At 37.7% G+C, this 25,564-nt stretch carries 25 protein-coding genes and 1 tRNA gene; 2 read left to right on the top strand and 24 right to left on the bottom strand.

Translation table 11 applies throughout. The features are described from left to right. Window positions 1-239 precede the first annotated feature (239 nt). From pyrD to lolB, 4 genes are all read right to left on the bottom strand, one after another. The gene (pyrD, locus tag HSP_RS0102390) at window positions 240-1,253 is read right to left on the bottom strand and encodes a quinone-dependent dihydroorotate dehydrogenase (protein WP_010128331.1); all 1,014 of its coding nucleotides are present in this window, start codon (window positions 1,251-1,253) and stop codon (window positions 240-242) included. A 104-nt stretch (window positions 1,254-1,357) separates the two neighbouring features. Further along, complete coding sequence (locus HSP_RS0102395) at window positions 1,358-2,308, bottom strand: ribose-phosphate pyrophosphokinase (RefSeq protein ID WP_007525184.1); 951 nt, start codon at window positions 2,306-2,308, stop codon at window positions 1,358-1,360. A 20-nt stretch (window positions 2,309-2,328) separates the two neighbouring features. Beyond that, window positions 2,329-3,171, bottom strand: a complete 843-nt coding sequence (ispE, locus tag HSP_RS0102400; RefSeq protein ID WP_007524994.1) for a 4-(cytidine 5'-diphospho)-2-C-methyl-D-erythritol kinase — start codon at window positions 3,169-3,171, stop codon at window positions 2,329-2,331. Beyond that, a complete protein-coding gene (gene lolB / locus HSP_RS0102405) occupies window positions 3,171-3,803 on the bottom strand; it encodes a lipoprotein insertase outer membrane protein LolB (RefSeq protein ID WP_007525508.1) in 633 nt (210 codons plus the stop codon). Before lolB ends, ispE begins: the two co-directional genes overlap by 1 nt. Before the next feature lie 136 nt (window positions 3,804-3,939). Here lolB and HSP_RS0102410 point away from each other — a divergent pair, with 136 nt between their 5' ends. Further along, a complete protein-coding gene (locus HSP_RS0102410; protein ID WP_007525335.1) occupies window positions 3,940-4,560 on the top strand; it encodes a DUF1919 domain-containing protein in 621 nt (206 codons plus the stop codon). A 66-nt stretch (window positions 4,561-4,626) separates the two neighbouring features. Here the strand turns inward: HSP_RS0102410 and HSP_RS0102415 are convergent, their stop codons facing one another. The 18 genes from HSP_RS0102415 to uvrA form a co-directional block, all read right to left on the bottom strand. Then, on the bottom strand, window positions 4,627-5,415 hold the full coding sequence (locus HSP_RS0102415; RefSeq protein WP_007524276.1) for an OB-fold protein: 789 nt from the start codon (window positions 5,413-5,415) through the stop codon (window positions 4,627-4,629). Between the two features lie 162 nt (window positions 5,416-5,577). Continuing rightward, a tRNA-Leu gene (locus tag HSP_RS0102420) sits at window positions 5,578-5,663 on the bottom strand. A 6-nt stretch (window positions 5,664-5,669) separates the two neighbouring features. Further along, window positions 5,670-6,002 (bottom strand): preprotein translocase subunit SecG, encoded by a 333-nt coding sequence (secG, locus tag HSP_RS0102425; RefSeq protein WP_010128332.1) that lies wholly within the window; start codon window positions 6,000-6,002, stop codon window positions 5,670-5,672. 115 nt (window positions 6,003-6,117) lie between these two features. Further along, entirely contained in the window at window positions 6,118-8,031 is a 1,914-nt protein-coding gene (locus HSP_RS0102430; protein WP_010128333.1) for a DNA topoisomerase III, read from the bottom strand. A 71-nt stretch (window positions 8,032-8,102) separates the two neighbouring features. Further along, the gene (mepA, locus tag HSP_RS0102435) at window positions 8,103-8,933 is read right to left on the bottom strand and encodes a penicillin-insensitive murein endopeptidase (protein ID WP_007525151.1); all 831 of its coding nucleotides are present in this window, start codon (window positions 8,931-8,933) and stop codon (window positions 8,103-8,105) included. Window positions 8,934-9,041: 108 nt separating this feature from the next. After that, a complete protein-coding gene (gene yciH / locus HSP_RS0102440; RefSeq protein WP_007524280.1) occupies window positions 9,042-9,353 on the bottom strand; it encodes a stress response translation initiation inhibitor YciH in 312 nt (103 codons plus the stop codon). Window positions 9,354-9,356: 3 nt separating this feature from the next. Beyond that, on the bottom strand, window positions 9,357-10,052 hold the full coding sequence (pyrF, locus tag HSP_RS0102445) for an orotidine-5'-phosphate decarboxylase (RefSeq protein WP_007524145.1): 696 nt from the start codon (window positions 10,050-10,052) through the stop codon (window positions 9,357-9,359). 15 nt (window positions 10,053-10,067) lie between these two features. Further along, window positions 10,068-11,261: a lipopolysaccharide assembly protein LapB gene (gene lapB, locus HSP_RS0102450; protein WP_007524413.1), complete on the bottom strand. Its 1,194-nt coding sequence runs from the start codon at window positions 11,259-11,261 to the stop codon at window positions 10,068-10,070. Then, complete coding sequence (locus HSP_RS0102455) at window positions 11,261-11,548, bottom strand: LapA family protein (RefSeq protein ID WP_007525041.1); 288 nt, start codon at window positions 11,546-11,548, stop codon at window positions 11,261-11,263. Before HSP_RS0102455 ends, lapB begins: the two co-directional genes overlap by 1 nt. Window positions 11,549-11,567: 19 nt before the next feature. Then, complete coding sequence (locus HSP_RS0102460) at window positions 11,568-11,852, bottom strand: integration host factor subunit beta (protein ID WP_007525297.1); 285 nt, start codon at window positions 11,850-11,852, stop codon at window positions 11,568-11,570. A gap of 126 nt (window positions 11,853-11,978) precedes the next feature. Beyond that, window positions 11,979-13,643: a 30S ribosomal protein S1 gene (rpsA, locus tag HSP_RS0102465; RefSeq protein ID WP_007525480.1), complete on the bottom strand. Its 1,665-nt coding sequence runs from the start codon at window positions 13,641-13,643 to the stop codon at window positions 11,979-11,981. A gap of 101 nt (window positions 13,644-13,744) precedes the next feature. Beyond that, entirely contained in the window at window positions 13,745-14,416 is a 672-nt protein-coding gene (cmk, locus tag HSP_RS0102470; protein WP_007523992.1) for a (d)CMP kinase, read from the bottom strand. 11 nt (window positions 14,417-14,427) lie between these two features. Next, entirely contained in the window at window positions 14,428-15,465 is a 1,038-nt protein-coding gene (locus tag HSP_RS0102475) for a trypsin-like peptidase domain-containing protein (protein ID WP_007524200.1), read from the bottom strand. 68 nt (window positions 15,466-15,533) lie between these two features. Further along, window positions 15,534-17,282: a lipid A ABC transporter ATP-binding protein/permease MsbA gene (gene msbA / locus HSP_RS0102480; protein ID WP_010128335.1), complete on the bottom strand. Its 1,749-nt coding sequence runs from the start codon at window positions 17,280-17,282 to the stop codon at window positions 15,534-15,536. An 86-nt stretch (window positions 17,283-17,368) separates the two neighbouring features. Continuing rightward, on the bottom strand, window positions 17,369-18,055 hold the full coding sequence (locus HSP_RS0102485; protein WP_007524548.1) for an LrgB family protein: 687 nt from the start codon (window positions 18,053-18,055) through the stop codon (window positions 17,369-17,371). A 9-nt stretch (window positions 18,056-18,064) separates the two neighbouring features. Further along, window positions 18,065-18,424, bottom strand: a complete 360-nt coding sequence (locus HSP_RS0102490) for a CidA/LrgA family protein (protein ID WP_007524751.1) — start codon at window positions 18,422-18,424, stop codon at window positions 18,065-18,067. Window positions 18,425-18,565: 141 nt separating this feature from the next. Continuing rightward, window positions 18,566-20,488 (bottom strand): DNA repair helicase YoaA, encoded by a 1,923-nt coding sequence (gene yoaA, locus HSP_RS0102495; RefSeq protein ID WP_010128337.1) that lies wholly within the window; start codon window positions 20,486-20,488, stop codon window positions 18,566-18,568. Between the two features lie 72 nt (window positions 20,489-20,560). Continuing rightward, a complete protein-coding gene (gene uvrA / locus HSP_RS0102500) occupies window positions 20,561-23,389 on the bottom strand; it encodes an excinuclease ABC subunit UvrA (RefSeq protein ID WP_007524848.1) in 2,829 nt (942 codons plus the stop codon). 149 nt (window positions 23,390-23,538) lie between these two features. Here uvrA and HSP_RS0102505 point away from each other — a divergent pair, with 149 nt between their 5' ends. Beyond that, window positions 23,539-24,060: a single-stranded DNA-binding protein gene (locus HSP_RS0102505; RefSeq protein WP_007525028.1), complete on the top strand. Its 522-nt coding sequence runs from the start codon at window positions 23,539-23,541 to the stop codon at window positions 24,058-24,060. A 126-nt stretch (window positions 24,061-24,186) separates the two neighbouring features. On the opposite strand, the gene HSP_RS0102510 is transcribed toward HSP_RS0102505, so the two are convergent. Then, window positions 24,187-24,777 (bottom strand): hypothetical protein, encoded by a 591-nt coding sequence (locus HSP_RS0102510; protein WP_007525227.1) that lies wholly within the window; start codon window positions 24,775-24,777, stop codon window positions 24,187-24,189. A 98-nt stretch (window positions 24,778-24,875) separates the two neighbouring features. Next, the gene (locus tag HSP_RS0102515) at window positions 24,876-25,472 is read right to left on the bottom strand and encodes an SMI1/KNR4 family protein (protein ID WP_007524117.1); all 597 of its coding nucleotides are present in this window, start codon (window positions 25,470-25,472) and stop codon (window positions 24,876-24,878) included. Window positions 25,473-25,564 lie beyond the last annotated feature (92 nt).

Here is a 25,564-nt window from a genome sequence, read left to right on the forward strand (position 1 = left end):
AAAAGTAGCAAGTTAAATAACTTGCCATTAACTAAAATTAAGTAGAAAAAAGAGTGTTAAACTAATTTAAACTACTTGTTCCTGCATATTTTAACAAAAACATCCGATTGTTAAAAGAATGTAGAAAATTTGGAGAGAAAGATAACAAAATAACTATTTTTTGTCTAGCCTTTTAAGGCTCTAGCCATAGTCTCTGCTTATCTTTTCGCTACTTCAAATCTTCATTAAATTTAATCAATTTATTGATTTTTCAATTGGATATGTTTCGCTAATGTTTGAATTAAACCAGGGCCTTCATAAATTAAACCGGAATAAACTTGTAATAATTTTGCTCCCGCACCAATCTTTTCTTGTCCAGATGCTAAAGAATGAATGCCACCACTACCAATAATAGGTAAAGCCCCATTTAATTCTTTTGCTAACTGCATAATTAATTTAGTACTTAACGCATTTAACGGTTTTCCGCTGAGTCCTCCGACTTGTTCTGCATTGATTAACCCAGCAACCGTTTCGCGGGACAAAGTGGTATTTCCAGCAATGACGCCATCAATACGATGTCTGATTAAACTATCAGCTACAGAAGCAATCTCTTCCTCTGTTAAATCAGGCGCTATTTTTAATACAAGCGGTTTATATTGTTGAAACTTTTGCGAAAGTCGCGCTTGCTCGGCTTTAAGTCCTAAAAGTAACTCATCTAATGCTTCGCCATATTGCAAGCTACGCAAATTTTTGGTGTTAGGAGAAGAGATGTTTACCGTAATATAATCAGCATATTCATAGACCTTACGTAAGCAAATTTGATAATCATCTAAGGCGTTTTCAATTGGTGTAACCGCATTTTTACCAATGTTAATACCTAAAATACCATCATATTTTGCACGTTTTACATTTTCGACTAAGACATCCACACCGAGATTATTAAAACCATTTCGATTGATAATTCCTTCAGCTTCTAAAATTCGGAACTGGCGTGGTTTAGGATTGCCATCCTGCGCCAATGGTGTAACCGTGCCCACCTCAATAAAACCAAAACCCAGCTTTCCAAAACCATCAATAGCCTCTCCATTTTTATCTGCGCCAGCAGCAAGGCCAATTGGATTTTTAAATTTTAGCCCCATAACTTCTACTGGGTTATCTGGTGTAGGAAAAATCGGAAAAGGGAGCTTACCAGCCATTTTTAGTGCTTTTATTGTAAACTCATGCGCACTTTCTGGTTGCATAGAAAAAATGAACTTTCTAACTAATGAATACATAAATATTAAGCCATTTGTTGTGTTATCTCGCTTCCTAGTATAGGCCGAGAAAAGTGATATGATTTCTATAGAAAAAAGCCCAATCTTACGATTGGGCTTTTATATTAGGCATCAAACATAGCCGAGATAGATTCTTCATTACTAATGCGGCGAATCGCTTCAGCTAACATGCTTGATAATGTTAAAGCACGGACTTTGTTTAATGCTTTAATTTCATCTGATAATGGAATGGTATCTGTGACAACCACTTCATCTAAAGCTGGATTTGCGAGATTCTTCGCAGCAGTACCTGAAAGTACAGCATGTGTTGCATAAGCAACAACTTTTGTTGCTCCGCGTTCTTTTAACGCTTCCGCTGCTTTAACTAAAGTACCGCCAGTATCAATCATGTCATCAACAAGGATACAATCACGGCCAGAAACATCACCAATAATATGCATAACTTGAGAAACATTTGCTTTTGGACGGCGTTTATCAATGATTGCCATATCTGCATCATTTAATAATTTTGCAATTGCACGCGCACGAACCACACCACCAATATCTGGAGATACAACCATCGGATTATTTAGTGCATTTTGTTTTTGAATATCTTCAATCAATACTGGTGAACCAAATACGTTATCTACTGGCACATCAAAGAAGCCTTGAATCTGCTCTGCATGTAAATCACAAGTTAACACACGATCGACCCCTACGCTAGAAAGGAAGTCCGCAACCACTTTTGCGGTAATTGGCACACGTGCAGAACGTACACGGCGGTCTTGACGAGCATAACCAAAATATGGAATAACTGCAGTAATACGACCAGCTGATGCACGACGCAATGCATCTACCATTACGACCAACTCCATTAAGTTATCATTCGTTGGTGCACAAGTGGATTGAATAATGAATACATCTGCACCACGTACATTTTCATTGATTTGAACTTGAATTTCACCATCGCTAAAACGACCGACTGTAGCATCACCAAGAGAAGTATAAAGATGTTTAGCAATACGTTTGGCAAGCTCTGGCGTTGCATTACCTGCAAACAGTTTAATATCTGGCATGGAAAAGATCCTTTGTTGGATTAAGGGATTAAATGAAGATGTTGATGCAATGGCGAAATGTTTTGCCCTTTCGCCACAAAACCAAACACATCTGCTGGTTTTTGAGCAAAGACTTTTCTCGCCTCTGCTTCAGAATCAAATTCTGCAAAAATACAGGCACCTGTACCTGTTAACCTAAACTCTGCGTATTTTAACAACTTTAAGATAAGTTCATCAACCTTTGAATAATGTTCTCGGACAACTTTTTCGCAATCGTTTTCCCATTTGGCAGTCAATAATGTTTTAACATCACGTTTAGGGGTATTTCTTGGTAAATTCGGATCATTGAAGATCTCTGCAGTTGATATCGAAACATCTGGCTTTAAAACCACGTACCAAGGCGTTTTCAGCTCACAAGAGGTTAATTCTTCGCCAACACCTTCCGCAAAAGCTGCAAAACCTCGTACAAAGATTGGTACATCCGCCCCTAATGACAAGCCTAATTCCGCTAATTCTGGCAGTGATAGCCCTGTTTTCCAATAATGATTAAGCCCAACTAGCACCGTTGCCGCATTTGAAGAGCCCCCACCAACACCACCACCCATCGGCAATTTTTTATGAACAGCAAGACGTGCCCCTTTTAAACAAGCGGTCTTTTTCTGTAAAAGTTTTGCAGCACGGTAAATGAGGTTTTGTTCAGTAGGAACCCCTTCGATTTCATTCTCTAAAATAATCTCAGGGTTCTCAGTGACTTCAATCTCAATCTCATCTCCGAAATCTAGAAATTGAAAAAGGGTCTGCAAATCGTGATAGCCGTTTTCACGTTTGCCTACCACATAAAGAAAAAGATTTAATTTAGCCGGACTAGGTAATGTATATTTCATTAAAATACCCAATTATCAATACGAATTTTCAGGGTTTGTGTGCCATTTTCTAATACAATGAGTTTCGGCAGATTAGGAACACGATCTTCATAATATTCAACATAGTTAACTGTCCAATTTACATTATTCAATCGATAACTAAACTGGGAAAGTTGACGTTTTTCATTCACAATATATTGACCTTCTTTTTCTGGTTGACCTTTCAACCAGTATGCGAGCTGATCAATAGGGAACGATACGCCAATAATTTCTTGCATTAATGCATCAATATCACGATCCGAACGTGAATTTCCTTCACTATCAGATACTGTTAATCCTTTCGCATTACGATGAAGTTTTAATGATTTACTAGATAAATTGGAAGATAATTCTAAGCCAAAATTAGCAGGTGAATTATATTGCCAATTAAAATGGGAAGAGAATCTCTCTTCTGGTGAAATATATCCAAATTGGCCATCTGTTTTATAATGTTGAATTTGGCTAAGTTTAGCTAAATGAGCTTGCCATTGTTGATCATTATGTGGGATATGAATGACTGGTTTTTGTGCTTGGGTCGGCGCATCTAATACTGATTTACACCCACTTAAAGAAAGTAGCACTGCTAAACCCATTGCTTTAGTTATTTTTTTCATAGAAATCCTTACGATTATCACTTAATTAATCAACAATATACCTGAAATTAGCTTTTTTTTCTATGCTCATCACAAAGCTTGTTTTGTTGAGTAGGGATTTCTATAATAAGAATTCATTTCACTACTGGAAAATAAAATGTTATCTGCATTAAAAAAAATTATTAATAAACTATGTCGTCCATCTATCAATAAAAGATTGCAGCAACGATTAAAAAATCATGAAATGTCTGTTATTTCAAGTAACTGTAATGGGGCATTGATCTTACATGATTTAAACCAAGCATTTCGCTCTCCTTTTGTAAATCTTTATCTCGAACCTTCCGATTTCATTCGATATCTGAAAAACATGCAGGAATATAATGCCCAAACACTGACATTCATTCCATCTGATAAATCTTATCCCGTTGGAAAGTTAGGGGATATTACCTTACATTTCATGCACTATCATTCAGAAGAAGAGGCAAAAACCAAATGGGAATCACGGCTTAAACGAATTAATTTAAATAATCTATTTATTATAATGACCGATAGAGATGGGGCGACTTACCAAGATCTAAAAGAATTTAATGAACTCCCATTTAAAAACAAGATTGTTTTTACGCATAAGCCTTATCCAGAATTCTCTTCTAGTTTTTATATAAAAGGTTTTGAAAATTCATCACAAGTTGGCGACTTGTTTGATTTTTCTGGATGGAATGGACAAAAATATTATGACCAATTCGATTATGTAAATTGGTTTAATCAAGAAAATACATAACCAAAAACCTAGTTTTTAATAACTAGGCTTTTATTTGATATACTGATTGAGTAATTTCTAAATCGACTATTTTTCACTTACTTGCAAAAATTCACGTAAAGGACTGAGCTCTTGGCTTATTTTATCTATTTCCGCTTTAGGAGCTTTTGAAATTGCCTTTTCTATACATTTTATTTCTATCTTATCTTTACAGAGAGAAAATTCATTTGTTGCTTTAGAAAAAACACTTGATGTAAAGCTTAGCTTTCTCATCACTTGAGAAGCCTCACTTACGTTACCCGCCTTTAATTTTTCCAATTCATCTACATATGATTTAACAACCGCATCCACAGCCTCATTCTTATCAAAGAAGCTACACTCAGTTAACATAGGAGAACCATTAATTTCTCCAGAGCCAGTGCAAAATACTTCTATTTTTTCTCCCTTGTTAACTTCTACTAGTTTTTCATACTCTGTTTTTTTAAATCTTGCTTGAACAGACTGAAAACTAAATTTATCTTTTGGAAGGAAAATGAGGAATGCATCATCGTTAATTCCATTATCAATTGTTTTTATCGTGCCCGAAACAAGAAAAGATTTTCCTTTATAATACTTATCTCCTCTGAGCTCATTTTCACTATATGTTTTTAAAATAGTTTCTGCCTCTATCGGTTTTAGTGCATTAAGCTTTTCATTTTCCTTATATTCCTCATTAAAAGGCGTTTCCTCACCATTCAGGAATTTTTGTATATCTTCCTTTAACATAACTTTGATAACTTCAAGTTCCTTATCTGTCGGTTTAAACGCTTCTTCTTCCGCATACACTAACCCAGAAAAAGAAGAGAGTATTAGTGATGATAATAGTAGTTTCTTCATTTTTTAACTCCTGTTGCATCTAAGTTAAGCGATTTTACTATAAACAAATTTTATTTAGATATAGATCGCAAGAAAAAATTAGATAAGAAATATAATGATATGATTCAAAGAGAATTTTAAGATAATAAAAAAGCCTAGTTATTAAACTAGGCTTATAATAATTGGTGCTCTGAGCGAGACTCGAACTCGCACATCCTATGGACACTACCCCCTCAAGATAGCGTGTCTACCAATTCCACCATCAGAGCATTTAATTATTGAGGAATATCACTATTTAGTTGTGAATTCACTTTAGCGGGTTGTTCAATTGTTTGTTGAACATTGCTTAAATCTTCAAATTGGCTAGACGGTCTCGTTTGATGTGTATTTAAATTACCAATCAATAAACTGATACCAAAGAAAATTGTTGCAAAAACTGCGGTCATTCTAGACAAAAAATTAGCAGATCCTGCAGAACCAAAGACGGTTCCTGATGCACCAGCACCAAATGAAGCACCAACGTCTGCACCTTTTCCTTGTTGCATTAGGACTAATCCTACTAAAATAACTGCAACAAAAAGATAAACAAGAGTTAAAATATTTAGCATTAAATCATCCGATATTTTTTAGATTTAAAAATTAAAATCAATTTGCTATAGGCGAGATAATATCGCGTTCTCTAGCCACTTGCAAGTGCTTTTTATACACTAATCTTCTCTTTGATTATTTTTCAGCTTGCGCCATATTTTTATTAGCCTTAGCATAACCTTTTCTAGCTGGTTGAGACATTGACCCAAGACTTCTCAATTTTTCTCTATCAACATACAATAATGTTGGTAATTGCGATGTCAATTCAGACATAAATTGCTGGTAACTAGCCTGTTTTTTGCTAATATCCGTTAATTGCATCTCCCAATGAGCCGTCATGTCTGGCAGTGTTGCTTGTGTAGGTAGCGCATGAATTAATATCCGTCCAACCTCTGTACTTTGAATGTAACGTCCTTTTTTTATTAAGAAACCGCGCTTGAAAAGTAACTCAATAATACTTGCTCGCGTCGCCTCTGTACCTAATCCATCGGTTTCACGCAGCACTTTTTTTAGCTGCTTATCTTGTACAAAACGCGCAATTCCAGTCATTGCTGAAAGTAAAGTGGCATCAGTAAAATAACGCGGAGGTTGCGTTTTTTTACTTTCCATTTCACCTTTCTCACAAAAAAGCTCATCGCCTTTTTTGACTTCTGGTAATAAAGGTTCAGCTTCTTCATAAGCGTCCTCTTTCCCTAATAATGACTTCCAGCCTGCTACAATCAGATTTCTAGCCTGGGCAATAAAACTTCCACCTGCAATTTGTAAGCTAATTTTTGCTTTTCGATATTCAGCATCCACACAAAATTGCATTAAATACTGGCGAGCAATAAGTCGATAAACTCGTTTTTCGTTCTCTGTTAAATGAACATTTCCTTGTCTAGATGTAGGAATAATGGCATGGTGTGCTTCCACTTTTTTATCATTCCAACAACGATTACGCAAATTAGGGTCAACTACTGCTGGTGGCGTATTATATTCTTCTAAATGATGCCCTATAGCTGAAATTACCTTGAATCTATCTGCATAATGTTCTTGAGGTAAATAACGATTATCAGAGCGTGGGTAAGTAATCAATTTATGGGTTTCATATAATTTTTGGCAAATATCAAGCACTGCTTGTGCTGAGAGGCCAAATAAGCGTGCTGCATCAATTTGTAATGCAGAAAGTGAGTATGGCAACGGAGCACCTTCATTTTCCATCTTATTTTGATAATCTACCACGCTAGCCGGTTGAGCAGTTATCCGTTTAACTACATTCTCAGCTAAACCTTGCGAAATTACCCTCCCTTCATCATCTTGATAATCTTCACAAGCTGGACTAGGTTGCCATTTTGCTTTAAAGCGAATATCTGTTTTAGGATCATGAATATGTGCAAACACTTCAAAATAATCTTTAGGCACAAAATTTTCAATTTCTAGATCGCGCCTAACAATCAATCCTAAAACGGGAGTTTGTACTCGTCCAACTGAGAGCACACCTTTATAGCCAGCCCATTGTCCTTGAATGGTATATGCCCGGCTCATATTGATACCATATAGCCAATCGGCACGCGCGCGTGCTAAAGCAGAAGTTGCAAGCGGTACAAAATCCTTATTATTTTGCAAACGTTCTATAGACCGTTTAACCGCATTCGGATTAAGATCACTGACTAAACAGCGCTGAATTTGTTGGCGTTTTTCTGATGATACATTTAGATAGCTAAAGAGCTCATCCACTAAAAGCTGCCCTTCTCTATCTGGGTCACCCGCATTAACCAGCACATCTGCTTTTTTTACTAATTTTTCAACCGCTTGTAACTGTTTATACGTTTCTTTTTTAGGTACTAACTTCCATTGTTCAGGCACAATTGGCAAGGTTTCCATTCGCCATTTTTTAAAACGCTCATCATAAGCTTCTGGTGGTGCTTGCTCAAGTAAATGCCCGATACACCAAGTAACCACATCATTCTCACCACACTGAATATAGCCATCTCCACGGGTATGCGGCTTAGGTAACACATCGGCAATTGCTCGGGCAAGACTTGGTTTTTCAGCTATAAATAATCGCATAAAAATAATTAGAATTTTAGAAAGAAGGAAAAGGAGAATGTTTTTTCATTCTCCTTTTTATTAGTTACTGGCTAGTTTAAACCTTGTTGAGATAACAGCATTTGACATTGCACTGGGGCAACCGGTATTGATTTTACTTTTGGCTTGCTAGATCCTTCAGGTGCAGGCTCAAACCAAGAGTAAAGTTCTGCACCACAACCATCGCCTGCAGGTAATGCAGCCTGATTTTCACAATTTGGTGCATCGGCAGGACAACTTAAGCGAACGTGAATATGTGAATCGTGTCCATACCAAGGGCGAATCTTTTGTAGCCAAGCTCTATCTGCACCCGCAGTATTACAAAGTTTCACTTTAATCGCTGGATTCACAAAAATACGGTTTACTCGAGGATCTTGCGCAGCTAATTTAATTAGAGTGGTCTGGTTCGGTGTCCAAACACGTTCATCTACCACTTGTGCATCATGATTAACCATTAGGGTGGCTAATCCTGCTGGATTTTTGGCAGTTTCATCGTCCATTGGGCCAAACCGTAACCAAATATCTGCATCTAAGCCTGTTTGATGGCTCGCATGACCAGAAGAAAAACGTCCACCAGCAGGCATTCCCATATCTCCAATTAAGATAGGTGGTAACCCAGCTGCTTTTGATTTCTGCCCAAGCTGTTTTAAATAATTTAATAATTGCGGGTGTCCATAATAACGATTTCTTGATGAACGAATGACTTGGTATCCCTCACCTTTTAAAGCTAATGGTTGGGCACCAATAATACAACCGTTGCTATAGCCGCCTATTGATTGAGGTTTACCGTTAATTGGTGCTTGAATTTTCTCCCAAATACTCGCTTGTGAAGAAAATGAAAGTGCCGCTAACCCAAGCAGCACCACAGATTTTAATTTTTTCATAACTTTCCAAACATAAATAAAAAAGGACAATCTCATGACTATTTTGGCAAATTCCCTATAAAATAGCTACTGATTGTCCAATTTATTACAATTCTTACAGAAGTGAGATTAACCACCAGCAAGTTTTACTTTAAAGCCTTTTTGCGTAAGGATTTGTTGCAATAATTCACGATTATCACCTTGAATTTCAATTGTGCCATCTTTAACTGAACCACCCACACCGCTACGTTTTTTCAATTCTGCAGCTAACAATTTTAATTCAGTATCAGATAAATCTAATCCTGTAATTACGCAAACGCCTTTGCCTTTTCGACCGCTTGTTTGACGTTGAATACGAACAATACCATCGCCTTTCGGTCTTTCTTCTTTAGGTTTATTCGGCGTAATTCTTCCTGTTTCTGTGGAATAAACTAAAGTCATCCATTATGCCTCAATAGATGCGTTAATCGCTTTTAAGGCAGCAAGCGGGTCTTCAGCTTGTGTAATTGGACGACCAATTACCAAATAATCTGAACCCGTTTCGATAGCCAAACGCGGTGTCATTACGCGACGTTGATCGCCGAAATCAGAACCTGCTGGACGAATTCCTGGGGTAACTAGTTTAAAATCTTTTCCACAGTGAGTACGAAGTACTTCCACTTCTTTCGGTGAACATACTACACCATCACAACCTGCACGCTGAGCAAGATGTGCTAATCGAATTACTTGCTCCATAGGTGAAGCGTTAATTCCAATTTGTAACAAGTCTAAATCTTCCATACTTGTTAAAACCGTTACCGCAATTAATAATGGGGCATCTTTTCCATAAGGCTCAAGAATTTTTCTCGCTTGTTCCATCATGGCTAAACCGCCAGAGGCATGAAGATCAACCATCCATACGCCTAAATCAGCTGCTGAACGAACTGCTCTTGCTACCGTATTTGGAATATCATGATATTTTAAATCTAAAAACACATCAAATTTTCGATTTTGGAGCTGTTTAACAAAGTTAATGCCTAATGAGGTAAACATTTCTTTACCTACTTTTAAACGACAAAGTGAAGGATCAACCTGATCTACAAAATTCAGTGCCTCGCGCTCTGTTTCATAATCTAGTGCCACAATAACTTTACTATTCATACTGAACCCCTTTTATTAGATTGTTGTGTCTATGCTTGAAACTGGTTTAATGGTTTCCCAGTGTCTACAAGATGGACAATGCCAATTTAGTCGATAACTTTGATAACCGCAATTTAAACAACGATAATGAAAACCCTTTTTAATATGCTCACCAACCATTTTATGTAGCAAGCTTAAACTTTCTTTACCGTTACCTTCTTCTGCGTCACCCATTTGATACCGTATAAATCGGTGGAATGTTAACATATTAGGATATTGACTTACCTGCTGATAGAGTTTAGCTTGTGCTGCTTTTGTCCCGTCACGCTCTTCAATAAATTCTGTTAATGCAATATCAATATTGCTGTTATGTTTAATTTGGTTTGCTCGAATCAAGAAAAGCTCATAATTTACCGGATCATTAAAAGCCACATAGCATTCACGAATTTTTCCTAGGACTTCGCTAATATAGTCACTATCTTGATTTAGTATGTTTTCATAATAGTCTAATGCAGTCCGATACTGTTCTTTTTGTAAGTGATAATCGCCTAATAAAATAGAAGCTCGACTGCAGGCTGGCAAATAAGATAATGCTTTTTTCAAAGAATCAACAAATGCAAATTCATTATCAATTTTGACCGCTTGTGCGTATTCACAATAATAATGAGCTAGCGGTGTTTTATCTGCATCTGGCTGAATTCTTAACAATTTTTCTGAAACATTGATTGCCTTTTGCCACTCTTTAGTTTTTTGATAAATACGACTTAATTGAGTTAACGAATTAACGGCAAAATCAGGCTCATCTAGCAATAAAATATAATAATTCTCTGCACGATCATAAAAACCTGCGGCCATAAAATCATTCGCTAACTGCTGCTTTGCAAGTAGTTTTTGTTCAAATGAATAATCTGGGCTTGCATCTAAGCCTTGATGAAGTCTCAATGCCTTATCAACCTCACCTCGAGAACGAAATAAATTCCCCAACGTTAGTTCAGCTTCAAATTGCGAGTCGTTTGCGATTTGGTTTTCTGTCTCTTGCTTTTGTAACATAGAAAGAAAAACATCAACAGCTTTTTCTTGTTGATTTGATAAAAGGAAGTTAAGTCCCGTGACGTAATCACGGGAAAATTTATTTTGAAGGGTTTCTTGATCCTTTTTAACACTACGTTGCCCCATATACCAACCATATAATGCGGCAATGGGTAATAAAAGGAACAATAATTCAAGCATTATTCAGCCTTTGGCGAGGTAAGTTCAGAAATTTGTTGTGCTTGTCTTTTTACTCGGCGATTTAAAGCCATATTCTGTAATTTTAATCGTAAGTAAAAAATACCAGTAATTAGCCATCCTAAAATCAAACCAAATCCAAATAAAATAGCTACAAGGGTAGATAAGCGCAATTCACTTTGTGCAATCGCATAGTTAAAAGTAATCATTTGATCATTATTAGCACCTATTGTAATACCAACAATTGCTAGCGTAATAATCACTAATGCAGCCAAAATATATTTAATCATAATTGCTCTCCTATTGCACTTATTCTTCAGTGTCAACCAAAGACTTCAACGCTTTACCTGCTTTAAAATAAGGCACTGACTTTGCTGCCAATTCAACATTTTCGCCCGTTCTAGGATTTCTCCCTAAACGAGGGGCTCTAAAATGTAAAGAAAAACTACCAAATCCACGAATCTCTACACGAGAGCCTTGTTCCAAAGAATGTGTAATCTGTTCAAGAATTTCTTTAATACCTTCATCAACTAATTTAGTTGAAAGATTAGGCTGGGCTCTAACGAGTTCATCAATCAATTCCGATTTTGTCATGATACCCCTTCTGCGCAAGATTAATTATATTTGAGAATTCTATACTGTAAAAAACTAAAATATAACTAATCAAAGATATAAGCGGATGTGTTTTCACACACCCGCTTTCTAATTAGAAATCTCTAATTATTCGCCTTTAGCTTGAGCAAATGCTGCAGCCATTGCGTTTGGTACTTCAACTTCTTGTTTGTTTACTTGTGCAATTGCAGCTGATTCTTCAGCTTCATCTTTCGCACGAACAGATAAGTTGATTACACGAGATTTACGGTCAACACCGATGAATTTAGCTTCGATAGCATCACCTACTGAAATAACAGAAGTAATGTCTTCTACACGCTCACTTGTCGCTTCGTTAGCACGGATAAATGCTTCAACGCCACCTTCAAGTTCAACAGAAACACCTTTAGCATCTACTGCTGTTACTTTACCAGAAACGATTGCGCCTTTTTTAGTGCTATCTACGAAGTTAGTGAATGGATCAGATTCTAACTGTTTGATACCTAAAGAGATACGCTCTTTTAATGCATCTACTTGTAATACAACAGCTTCTACTTCGTCACCTTTTTTGTAGTTACGAACAGCTTCTTCACCTGATTGGTTCCAAGAAATATCAGATAAGTGTACTAAACCATCAATACCGCCTTCTAAACCGATAAAGATACCGAAGTCAGTAATTGATTTAATTTTACCTGATACTTTGTCGTTTTTGTTGTGAGTTGATGCAAAGTGTTCCCAAGGGTTTGCTTTACATTGTTTTAAGCCTAATGAAATACGACGACGTTCTTCATCAACTTCTAACACCATCACTTCAACAACATCACCTACGCTAACCACTTTAGATGGATGGATGTTTTTGTTTGTCCAATCCATTTCTGAAACGTGAACTAAACCTTCAACACCATCTAAAATCTCAACGAAACAGCCATAGTCAGTTAAGTTAGTTACTTTACCAGTTAATTTGCTGTTTACTGGGTGGTTTTGTGCGATAGCTACCCATGGATCTTGACCTAATTGTTTTAAGCCTAATGATACACGAGTTTTCTCTTTGTCGAATTTAAGTACTTTAACAGTTACTTCTTGGCCAACAGTTACTACTTCACTTGGATGTTTAACACGTTTCCATGCCATATCAGTGATGTGTAATAAACCGTCTACGCCACCTAAATCTACGAATGCACCGTATTCAGTTAAGTTTTTAACGATACCTTTAACTTCTGAACCTTCAACTAAGTTTGCTAATACTTCTTCACGATCAGCTGAGTTAGTTGTTTCGATCACTGCACGACGTGACACAACCACGTTGTTACGTTTTTGATCAAGTTTGATTACTTTAAGTTCTAAAGTTTGGCCTTCAAGATTTAAAGAATCGCGAACTGGGCGAGTATCTACTAATGAACCAGGTAAGAATGCACGAACACCGTTTAATTCAACAGTGAAACCGCCTTTCACTTTACCATTGACGAAACCAGTAACGGTCGCTTGTTCTTCGAATGCTTTTTCTAAAGCGATCCAAGCTTCGTTACGTTTTGCATCACCACGAGAAACTACTGTTTCACCGAAGCCATCTTCAACCGCTTTTAATACTACATCAACTTGATCGCCAACTTGAACTTCTAATTCGCCTTGTGCGTTCATGAATTCTGAAGCATCGATTGCAGATTCTGATTTGAAACCAGTATCAACGATTACATAACCTTTTTGGATAGCTACAACAGTACCTTTAACTACAGAGCCTAAACGAGCTTCTTGAGCTAAGAATTCTTCTAGTAGTTGAGCAAAATTTTCTGACATAATTTTCTTCTTAAATAAAATAAACGTCCATCTAACATCCTGTCAAACGGGGTTGATGATAAAAACTTAGTTTTCCCTCACTAAGTCAAAAAATAATTAAATTACGCAATACCTTTAGATGAAATATAAGCCAATGCTTGTGCAATAACTTCATCAATAGATAAATGAGTAGAATCTAATAATAACGCATCTGCTGCCGGAACTAAAGGCGCAACTTCACGATTACGATCGCGAAAATCTCGTTCTTTAATCTCGGCTAAAATATCGTCAAAATTAGCATTAAATCCTTTTTCTTGCAACTGTTTTACACGTCTTTTTGTTCTTTCTTCTGCGCTAGCGTCTAAAAATAGTTTTACTTGAGCATTAGGAAAAACAACGGTGCCCATATCACGACCATCTGCAACTAAACCATTTGCTGACGCAAAATCACGTTGGCGTTGTAATAATGCTGCTCGAACTTGTGGTAATGCCGCAACTTTAGAGGCATTTTGACCCGCTTCAGCAGTTCGAATTTGGTCACCAACATTTTCTCCATCAAGAATAACATTGACTTCACCATTTTTAGGTTCAAAACGAATATCTAATTGTCTTCCTAATTTCGCTAATGCCACTTCATCATCTAAGGAAATGCCTTTTTTTACTGCAGCTAATGCGGTAATACGGTAAATTGCTCCTGAATCTAAAAAGTCAGCTTTTAATTTTTCTGCTAATGCATGACAAAGTGTGCCTTTCCCTGCACCGCTTGGCCCATCAACTGTAATAATATAACTCATTCTACCTTACCCTAATTATCTGGGAATTCTCCGATTGTAACATTAAAGGCTAATTCAACATCACCCCGTAAAACTAACACTCGCACAACCGTACCTGGCTTAATATTTGCTAGCGCTTCCATCATTTGAGAAGGTGATTTTGCCTCAATATTTCCAACACTTAACATAATATCGCCTTGTTGAATGCCTGCTTTTTCGGCCGGACTGTCTTTTGTTACTGCGGTAATTAACACGCCTTTTTCTAAAAAGGCATTTGTTAAAACTGTATTCACACCGAAATAACCACGAATTACGCGCCCATCTTTGATGATTTTGTTCATCACATCTGATGCTTGATTGATTGGAATAGCAAAGTTTAAACCTTCAGCGATTGAATCTGTTCCCGCAATACTGAGTTCACGAATTTCACCACTATTTTTTAAACTTACCGTGTTTATCCCTATCAATTCTCCTGCCGTGTTAATCAATGCCCCACCAGAATTCCCTTTACTAATAGGCGCATCCGTTTGAATCAAATTCTGACGTGTACGATCTGAGATGGTGTTACGCCCTGTCGCACTAATAATACCTTGGCTTACACTTTGCCCAAGATTATATGGATTACCAATAGCTAACACAATATCGCCAACTTGTGGTATGCGTTTCGGATTTTGGCGAATCGTTGGCATATTTACACCATCTACTTTTAGCACAGCTAAATCAGTTAAAGTGTCTGAACCAACTAAATGAGCAACAGAATGTTCCCCATTTTGCAAATAGACTGTTATTTCTTCACCATCTTGAATAACGTGTTTATTGGTTAAGATATACCCATTTGCCGTCATAATTACGCCTGAACCTAAGTTAAGGCGATAACCTGCATTATTATTCTCATTCAAAATTTTTGTATAGATATTCACAACCGCAGGAGAGGCTTCTTTTACTGCCTTTTGATAGCTTAAAATTTCAGGCTCTGTTTTCCATTGTTCTTTAGCCCAAGGGTAAACATACAGCACAATAGCTGCACAAAAAAGCCCAAAAACGACCGCTTGTAATATCTTCTTTATCATAAATCCGCCTTTTTCAGCAAATAGAATCCATCTAAAACTGTAAATTGGCGGATTATACCATAAAGATGTTAAGCACCAAACTGTAAACTATATAATTGGCTATAGGCTCCGTTTTGCGCTAACAATGCCTGATGCGTACCTCGTTCAATAATTTTGCCCTGATCAACGACTAATATTTCATCTGCATTTTCAATAGTTGATAATCGATGCGCAATGACAAGAACCGTTTTATCTTTTTGCAATGCCGCTAGTGCAGACTGAATTGCTCTTTCTGATTCGGTATCTAATGCGGAAGTTGCTTCATCTAATACTAAAATAGGCGAGTTTCTCAATAATGCGCGAGCAATCGCTAAACGTTGGCGTTGACCGCCTGAAAGGCTTGCTCCATTTTCACCAATAACCGTATCTAACCCATCATCCAATTTTTCAATGAACTCCATGGCATGAGCGGCTTTTGCAGCGTTAATAATGTCTTCTCGACTATATTTATCGGTAGCTGCATATGCAATGTTATTGGCAATCGTATCGTTAAACAAATGCACTTGTTGCGAAACAATTGAACATTGAGCTCTTAAATTAGCTAAGCGATAATCTTGAATGTTAATGCCATCTAAAGTAATTTCACCTTGCTCAATGTCATAAAAACGGGTTAATAAATTAGCAATTGTTGATTTGCCTGAGCCTGAACGCCCAACCAATGCAATGGTTTTTCCCTGTGGTAAAGAGAAAGAAATATCATTGAGTGCAAGCCCATCTTTCCCCTCATACCCGAAGGAAACATGATTAAAGGTTATATTACCTTTGGCTCTCTCGACTTCAACCGTACCGTTATCGTTTTCTGTTTTTAAATCTAAAAATTCAAACAACGTTTGACAAGCTGCCATACCTCGTTGGAATTGAGAATTCACGTTCGTTAATGATTTTAATGGACGTAACATTGCCATCATAGAAGAAAAGACTACGGTAAAAGAACCGGCAGTTAAATCTTCAATATGTAACCCTTCAACCGTAGAAAGATAAAGAATGATAGATAATGCAAAAGATGCAATCAGCTGTACCAAACCATCAGAAATTCCATCTGCTGAAACAATTTTCATTCCTTTACGACGCATATCGTTACTTACGCGATCAAAGCGCGCTTTTTCGATTTCTTGTCCACCAAAAGAAAGCACTTCTTTATGCCCTTTTAACATCTGTTCTGTAGTAACAGTCAGCTCGCCCATAGAGCTTTGAATATTACGGCTTAATTGGCGAAAACGCTTAGAAACAATACCAATAAGCACACCAATAACTGGCGCTAACATAAATAACACCATAGAAAGCTGCCAGCTTGTATAGATCATTACAACAAATAGTGAGATCAAATAAGCCCCTTCACGCACGATGGTCACTAATGCGTGAGAAGATGAATTCGCAACCATTTCCGTATCATAAGTTACTCTTGATAAAGAACGTCCAATTGGATTCTTATCAAAATAACTTACCGGCATATATATCAGATGCTGAAAAATTGTTCTGCGCAAAGTCATCACAACATTGCCAGAACTCCACGCCAAACAATAGCCTGCAACATAATTTGTAATCCCACGCACTAAAATAAAAGCGACCACTAAAACAGACATCAATTTTAAAAACCCGTGATCAGCTTGCCCAAACCCTTCATCAAGTAATGGTTTGAGCAAATAAATCAATCCAGAGTCCACTAAAGCATTTAACACTAATGCTATCGCACCAACAATAATGCCCGATTTATATTGCTTGATAATAGGAAATAAACGCTTGAATGTCGCAAGCGTGGAAAGATCTTTTTCTTGCATAATAATGATCGCTTAATTAAATTTGCCGGCATTATACGTTACATTTATCGATAATCCAAACCGCACTAAATTGGCGATTTTGCAAATTAATAGAAAAAAATGACCGCTAGTTTAAAGACAATCGGTGCTAAAATAGAAGAAAGCACGCCACATCCGACCAATGCAATTGAGCTATAACTTCCCGTTTTCACGCTATATTCCATGCAGCGACCAGTGCCTAGTGCGTGAGAGACTGAGCCCATCGTCAATCCAATTGCACGCACATTCCTTACACCAAGCCAGTGTAATATGCTGAAACCTAACACAGAACCAAGCAAGCCCGCTAACAACACGCCCACAGCACTAATTGCTGATTTTCCGCCCAACTCTTCGACAATCGCAATCGCGATAGGCGTAGAAACTGATTTAGGTAATATAGCCGCGACAATACCTTTGCTTGCACCAAACGCAATAGCTAATGCCACCCCTGTTAACATTGAAATCAATGTACCAAAAAGCACTACCGCACTAATCGGTTTCCATTTTTTGCGAATTTGTGGCAGCTGCTCATAAAAAGGTAAAGCTAAAGCGATAACCGAAACTCCCAATAGATTATTTAACGGGAAATTTCCTTGATAGTAAGATTGATAAGGGACTTTGCCTATTTCTATCACTAAAATAATCAGAATTAACGCAATTAAGAAAGGATTTAGCAAATTAGAACGCAATTTTTTGCTGATTCGTTGCCCGAGTAAAAAGGCTGAAATCGTTAATAAAGAAAAAAGATAAACCATAATATGTCCCTATTTACGATGAAAAACCCACTGCGCAAATAGACCAATGAGGACTAATGACACCATTGTGCTAAGCATATTGGCTAAAACAAAAGAGACGAAGTGGCTTTTGAGAATATCGACGTGTTCGACAATTTCTGCACAAATTGGAATAAAGAAAATCGTCATATAACGTGTTAATGGTCTGGCAGCCGGCGTTACCCACTCTACTTTCACAATACCAATCACTAATGAGGTAAATAGTAGTAACAATCCCCAAATACTATCAGGAATGCCAATTGGTAATAATATAGATAATCCCTTTCCTAGATAAAGCATTGCAAAAAGCAAGCATAATGAAAGAAGTGTTCGAGTTATTTTTAATAACATTTATGCTCTCCTAAAAAAACAAGCGGTAGAATTTCACTTATTTTTTGCAAAGCATCAGTGCCAAATAACTACCCGTGTTGATGATTTGCAAAAAACGAAGTAAATTCTACCGCTTTTGGAGTGACTTATTTTTGATTTACCTTAATTTTCTTTTAAAAAAGCCACAACTTTTTCTAAATCTCTCGTGCGAGTCGAAGGCGGTAAACTCTTTAAAAAAGTAGCCCCATAATGACGCATGACTAAACGGCTATCACAAATCATGACCACGCCTCTATCCGTCACATCCCGAATTAAACGCCCTACCCCCTGTTTTAAGGTAATCACCGCTTCAGGAATTTGAATATCATTAAATGGATCGCCGCCTTGCAATCGACAATCTTCCATACGCGCTTTTAGAAGGGGATCATCTGGAGAGCTAAACGGCAGCTTATCTATAATCACTAAAGATAAATCATCCCCGCGCACATCAATTCCTTCCCAGAAACTTTGGGTTGCCACCAAAACTGAATGAGGCTCTTGAATAAATTTCTCCAATAACTTCGATTTGCTGGTTTCTCCCTGCAATAGCACGTTTAATTGGCTATGTTCACGCAAGAAATCTGCTAGTCCGCGCATCATATAGTATGAAGTACAAAGTAAAAAACAGCGTCCTTGATTGGCTTCAATAACTGGCATTAAAAGCTCGCCAAGCGCAGTTAGCGTATGCGCTTTGTTACTATCAGGTAAAAAACGTGGCACACATAATAGTGATTGCTTTGCATAGTCAAACGGACTTTGTAACACCATTTGCTCTGCCTCTTGAATACCTAAACGTTGGCAAAAATGATCAAACTTACCGCCCACCTCTAGCGTGGCAGAAGTAAATACCCAAGCAATTTTCTGATTTTTTAACTGTTCGCCAAATTTATCTGCCACCGTCAATGGGGTAATGTGCAAACCAAACGAACGCCCATTCGCTTCATACCAATAACAATAACCAACAACGTGCGTTTCACTCATTTTTTTAAGTAAAACTTTAACTTCTGCTAAGCGCTCAAAAATTTTATCTAAGGTTTCAGAACGCCCAAGTGATTTTTTGATGATCTGACTGAGAAAATCAATATGCTCACTGATTTTATTAAGTCCATCAACCACTTTCTTATCGACAAATAATTCGCGTAAGTTACCTCGAATCTGCCCTTCCCCGCCCATGAATAAACGGAAATCTTGTACCGATTTTTGCAATAAATCTGCTGCTTTACCTAGTTGTGCTAAATCTTTTAATTCAGTACGGTAAACAACATTGATATCTTTGCAAAGATCAAACAGTTGGCGTGAGGAAAGGGATTGTCCAAAATACTGACTAGCAATATCTGGCAGTTGATGTGCTTCATCAAAAATCACTAATTCAGCTTCTGGAATCAATTCCCCAAAACCGGTTTCTTTAACCGCCATATCCGCACAAAATAGGTGGTGATTTACCACAACCACATCTGCTTCCATCGCTTTTCGGCGCGCTTGTACTACATAACACTCTTTGTAATTTGGACAATCAGCCCCCAAACAATTTTCAGTCGTACTCACTAATTGTGGCAAAATCGGGCTATCTTCGGCAATCGTGACACATTCGCTTAAATCACCTGTTTGAGTAGACTGATGCCATTTTCGCACTTTACTTAAATCAGCTAAAACCGATTTATCACCCAATACGCCCATCGCAATAACCTGATCGAGCCTTTCTAGGCAGAGGTAATTAGCTCTCCCTTTTAATAACGCCACTTTACCTTTATATTTAAGCGCTTTTTGAATTGTGGGGAGATCTCGATTAAATAGCTGATCTTGTAAGTTTTTTGAGCCTGTAGAAATAATGGTTTTCTTGCCAGAAAGTAATGCAGGGACTAAATACGCAAAAGTTTTTCCAGTTCCGGTTCCCGCTTCTACAACCACTGGATTTGCAAATCGCACTGCATTTCCGACCGCTTGCGCCATTTTTAATTGCGCTGAACGAGGTCGAAAACCTTTGATTTTCTGACTTAACCAGCCTTCTTCACTGAAAGCATGTTCAATTTTTTCGATATATTTCATTTTCTTTTCATAGCGAAAAAAGAAAGTGCAAACCATCGCTTGCACTCTCTTTCTTGTTAAGTGAGGTTATAATTAACCTTTAGCTAGAATTTCTTTTAAGAAGCGCGCCGTATGCGAAGCTTTATGTTTAGCCACATCTTCTGGTGTACCGGTTGCAATAATTTGACCGCCACCAGCGCCACCTTCTGGCCCTAAATCAACAATCCAGTCAGCCGTTTTGATTACATCTAAATTATGTTCGATCACCACAATCGTATTCCCTTGATCGCGTAATTTATGTAATACAGAAAGCAACTGTTTAATATCGGCAAAATGTAACCCTGTTGTTGGCTCATCTAGAATATAAAGTGTTTTGCCTGTATCGCGTTTTGACAATTCTGTGGCTAATTTAACTCGTTGCGCCTCTCCTCCTGAAAGCGTGGTAGATGATTGCCCTAATCGAATATAAGAAAGACCAACATCCATTAAGGTTTGTAATTTACGCGCAATTGCTGGAATCGCATCAAAGAAAGTTCTTGCCTCTTCAACTGTCATATCTAACACTTGATGAATGCTTTTTCCTTTATAACGAATCTCTAAGGTTTCGCGATTATAACGCTTGCCTTTACAATGATCACAAGGCACATAAACATCTGGCAAAAAGTGCATTTCAACTTTAATCATGCCATCGCCCTGACAGGCCTCACAGCGACCACCTTTTACGTTAAAACTAAAACGCCCGACATTATAGCCTCTCGCTCTAGCCTCTTGAGTCCCCGCAAAAAGCTCTCGGATTGGGGTAAATAACCCCGTATAAGTCGCTGGATTTGAGCGAGGGGTGCGACCAATTGGACTTTGGTCAATATCAATGACTTTATCAAAATGCGCTAAGCCATCAATGCTTTCATAAGGTGCATAATCTGTTCTTTCCGCACGATTAAGTGCATTCTGCGCTAATGGGAAAAGCGTATCGTTAATTAGGGTTGATTTACCTGAACCAGATACCCCCGTAATACAGGTCAATAACCCAACTGGAATCTCCAATGTCACATTTTTAAGATTGTTGCCTTTCGCACCAGTTAAGGTTAACACGCGAGCTTGGTCAAATGGTACGCGTTGTGCAGGAATCTCAATTTTCTGTACGCCTGAAAGAAATTGCCCCGTTAAAGAATTCTCAACCTGCATAATTTCATTCGCGTTACCTTGTGCAATCACTTGGCCGCCATGCACGCCAGCACCAGGCCCAATGTCCACAATATGATCTGCGGCACGAATAGCATCTTCATCATGTTCAACCACAATAACGGTGTTTCCTAAATCACGCAAATGGACTAACGTTTTGAGCAAACGTTCATTATCACGTTGATGCAAACCGATTGATGGCTCATCTAGCACATACATTACACCGACTAAACCTGCGCCAATTTGGCTCGCTAAGCGAATACGTTGCGCCTCGCCACCAGATAAAGTTTCCGCTGAACGTGAAAGGGAAAGATAATTCAAACCTACATTTACCAAAAATGACAAGCGCTCACGAATTTCTTTTAAAATTTTCTCTGCAATTTTCGCGCGTTGACCTGAAAGCTTAAGGTTTTCAAAGAAAGAAAGTGCTTCGCCAATAGACTTTTCCGCCACCATCGGCAGATTAGTTTGTTCAAGAAATACATAACGTGCTTCTTTGCGTAAACGCGAGCCTTGGCAATCATTACATGGACGATTGTTAATATATTTGGCTAATTCTTCACGTACAGCGGTAGATTCTGTTTCTCGATAACGACGCGTTAAGTTATTTAATACGCCCTCAAATGGGTGTTTCCGTTTGATTTTATCGCCACGATCGTTGACATACACAAACTCAATTTCATCCTGAGAACCATGTAAAATGATTTGACGAATTTTTTTCGGTAATGATTTAAATGGCGCTTCAATATCAAATCCATAATGTTCTGCAACCGCTTTTAATAAACCAAAATAATAGAAACTACGACGATCCCATCCTTTAATTGCACCCGCTGCTAGTGAAACTTCCTCATTTTGCACTACTTTATCTGGGTCAAAAAATTGCTCAACGCCTAGCCCATCGCATGTTGGACAAGCGCCAGCAGGGTTATTAAACGAAAATAAACGCGGCTCAAGTTCAGCTAATGAATAGCCACAATGTGGGCAAGCAAAACTTGCTGAAAACATTAGCTCTTGCGCATCAGGATTATCCATATCAGCAATAACTGCTGTAGAGCCTGATAATTCTAATGCCGTTTCAAAAGATTCTGCTAAACGAGGCGCTAAATCAGCACGAACTTTAAAACGGTCAACCACCACTTCAATCGTATGTTTTTTCTGTAACTCTAGTGCTGGCGGATCAGATAAATCACAAATTTCTCCGTCAATTCTTGCTCGAATATAACCGCTTGCAGCCAAACTTTCTAACAATTTGACATGTTCACCTTTGCGTTCCTTTACAACAGGCGCTAATAACATTAAGCGCTTGCCTTCGGGTTCTTCTAAAACTCTATCAACCATTTGTGAAATGGTTTGTGCAGCGAGTGGCACATCATGATCTGGGCAGCGTGGCTCACCTACACGGGCAAAAAGCAAACGAAGATAATCGTGAATTTCTGTCACCGTTCCCACCGTAGAACGTGGGTTGTGAGAAGTAGATTTTTGCTCAATTGAAATAGCAGGAGAAAGCCCTTCAATATGATCAACATCGGGCTTTTCCATTAACGAAAGAAACTGTCTAGCATATGCTGAAAGCGATTCAACATAACGGCGTTGACCTTCAGCATATAACGTATCAAAAGCTAAAGAGGATTTTCCAGAACCAGATAACCCCGTAATGACAATAAACTTATCTCTTGGTAGGGTTAAATTGATATTTTTTAAATTGTGGGTTCTTGCACCACGGATTTCTATCGTCTTCATCACTCAATGCTCTTAAAATGGAAAGGCTAGTATTATGACACAAAAATAAAAACTGTACAAAATATCAGTTTAGGCTAGTAATTTCTGTTGAAAACCGCTAGAATGCCGCAAAATTTCACAAGCATAATTTAATACATAGAGGATGTTATATGGCAGGTATTAATAAAGTTATCATCGTTGGTAACCTAGGCAACGATCCGGAAATGCGCACTATGCCAAATGGTGAAGCGGTTGCAAACATTAGCGTAGCAACCAGTGAAACTTGGACAGATAAAACCACAGGCGAGCGCCGTGAATCGACAGAATGGCACCGTATTGTGTTCTACCGTCGCCAAGCGGAAGTTGCAGGCCAATATCTTCGTAAAGGCTCACAAGTCTATGTGGAAGGTCGCCTAAAAACACGTAAATGGCAAGATCAAAACGGTCAAGACCGTTACACCACAGAAATTCAAGGTGATGTGTTACAAATGTTAGGTGGTCGTAACCAAGCTGGTGATTTCGGTGGTAACGGAGGTGGCAGTTGGAACCAAGCACCGCAAACAACCAATTACAATCAAGGCAATACAAATTATGGCAATGGCTATTCACAATCCCCTGCGCAATCTGCACCAAAACCAGTGCAAGCTGAGCCGCCAGTGAGTAATTTCGCCGATGATGATATTCCGTTCTAAGTTACATATAACTTAGCATAGTAGACAAAATAGTTACTAATCCGTCAAAAACTATGCCAAGTGGACAAAACAGTTGCTAATGTTTATTTCTCAAAATATTAGCAACTCTTTTTATTTAAAAATCCTTTACTTAAGATTTCCTTGTTCATCCGTTTCACATCGTGAGTTATCCTCTCCGCAAATAATGCCATAATTCATTCGCACACCGCTAAGTTTAATTCCATCAAATGCACCTGAGTTATGTCCTACATTGCTATATAATTTCCCCCTATCATTAGCGTCTTCAATAGGTGGTGCAAGTAAAGAGTTTTTAAACGATTCCCGTCTACTTTTCGTATCAAGTACAGAAATTAATGTAGTTGCTGATATTACTTTTGACGCACCAGCCACAATCCCCGTAGCCAAATCTAAACCTGTACGAATATGTTCTGATGCGTAAATATCCTGAATAAGATCATCAATTTTGGCTTTGTATTGCTCTTTATTCTCTATATTGGCATTATGATAATCAGTAATCGCTTTTCTTAATTCTTTACGTTTTGGCTCTTTATAAGAGTCAATGATTTTATCTTTTGCTTCTTGAGCATTATCTAAAAAATCTTTAGTTACACTAACTTGTACCTGAATTTCTTTTAATCCTTTCTCCTTGTCAAACCGATTTTCTAATTTACCCGAACGACTTTCTGCTGTTTCAGTAGTAACTACCTGACGCTCCATAGCCTCTGATAGTGCGGGCGTTCTCACTCATACCAAAGCAAGCGGTTGATTTACTGCTAAAATTTGCAAAATTTTCGACATAATTGACCGTTTGTAACTTAAATAGCGCTAGAGGAATTTAGATTATATACTTCATCTAGCTTCACCTGCATGCCATCACTATATCCACTGATAGTTTTGCAAAATTTAATTTTTATTTTTATACCCTCATACCTAGGATAGGCTACTAAATTTTCGTTTGAATACTCGCCTCCTAGTGAAAACGGAATTATAGGCATAAGAATGTTATGTATATCCAACGCATTATTATATTTCATCCAGTCCTTAGCTAATTTATAGCCAGTATAATAATTATATTTTGATAATAATGCATGAGAAAACTCTTCTATTCCCTTCCCTATAAACTCTAACTCATCAAGTTCAAAGTCATACCTATAAAAATCATTACCTTTGATACAAAAGCCCTCACCTAAAGCATTATCGCCAAAAAATATTCCCCCTATACTCAGCTCTGATTGAATTAAGCTATTAATATTAACTAGGGTATCTATATCATAAATACGGAAAGTACTTTCAAATGCCACAAAACCATTTTTTTCTCTATATAGTTTTTTTAACTCAACTGGCAAATCTACACTCTTTATACTATTGATAGACTCACTTGATATACTGATTAATTTATTGAAGTACTTCAAATTTACTCCTTAATTTCAATTTTCACTTTATCGCCATCAGAATACTGCTTACACTGATGCCCTATACAACTACCAGCACCTCTATTATCTTT

It is taken from the genome of Haemophilus sputorum CCUG 13788 (assembly GCF_000238795.1).
GTDB classification, from domain to species: domain Bacteria; phylum Pseudomonadota; class Gammaproteobacteria; order Enterobacterales; family Pasteurellaceae; genus Haemophilus_A; species Haemophilus_A sputorum.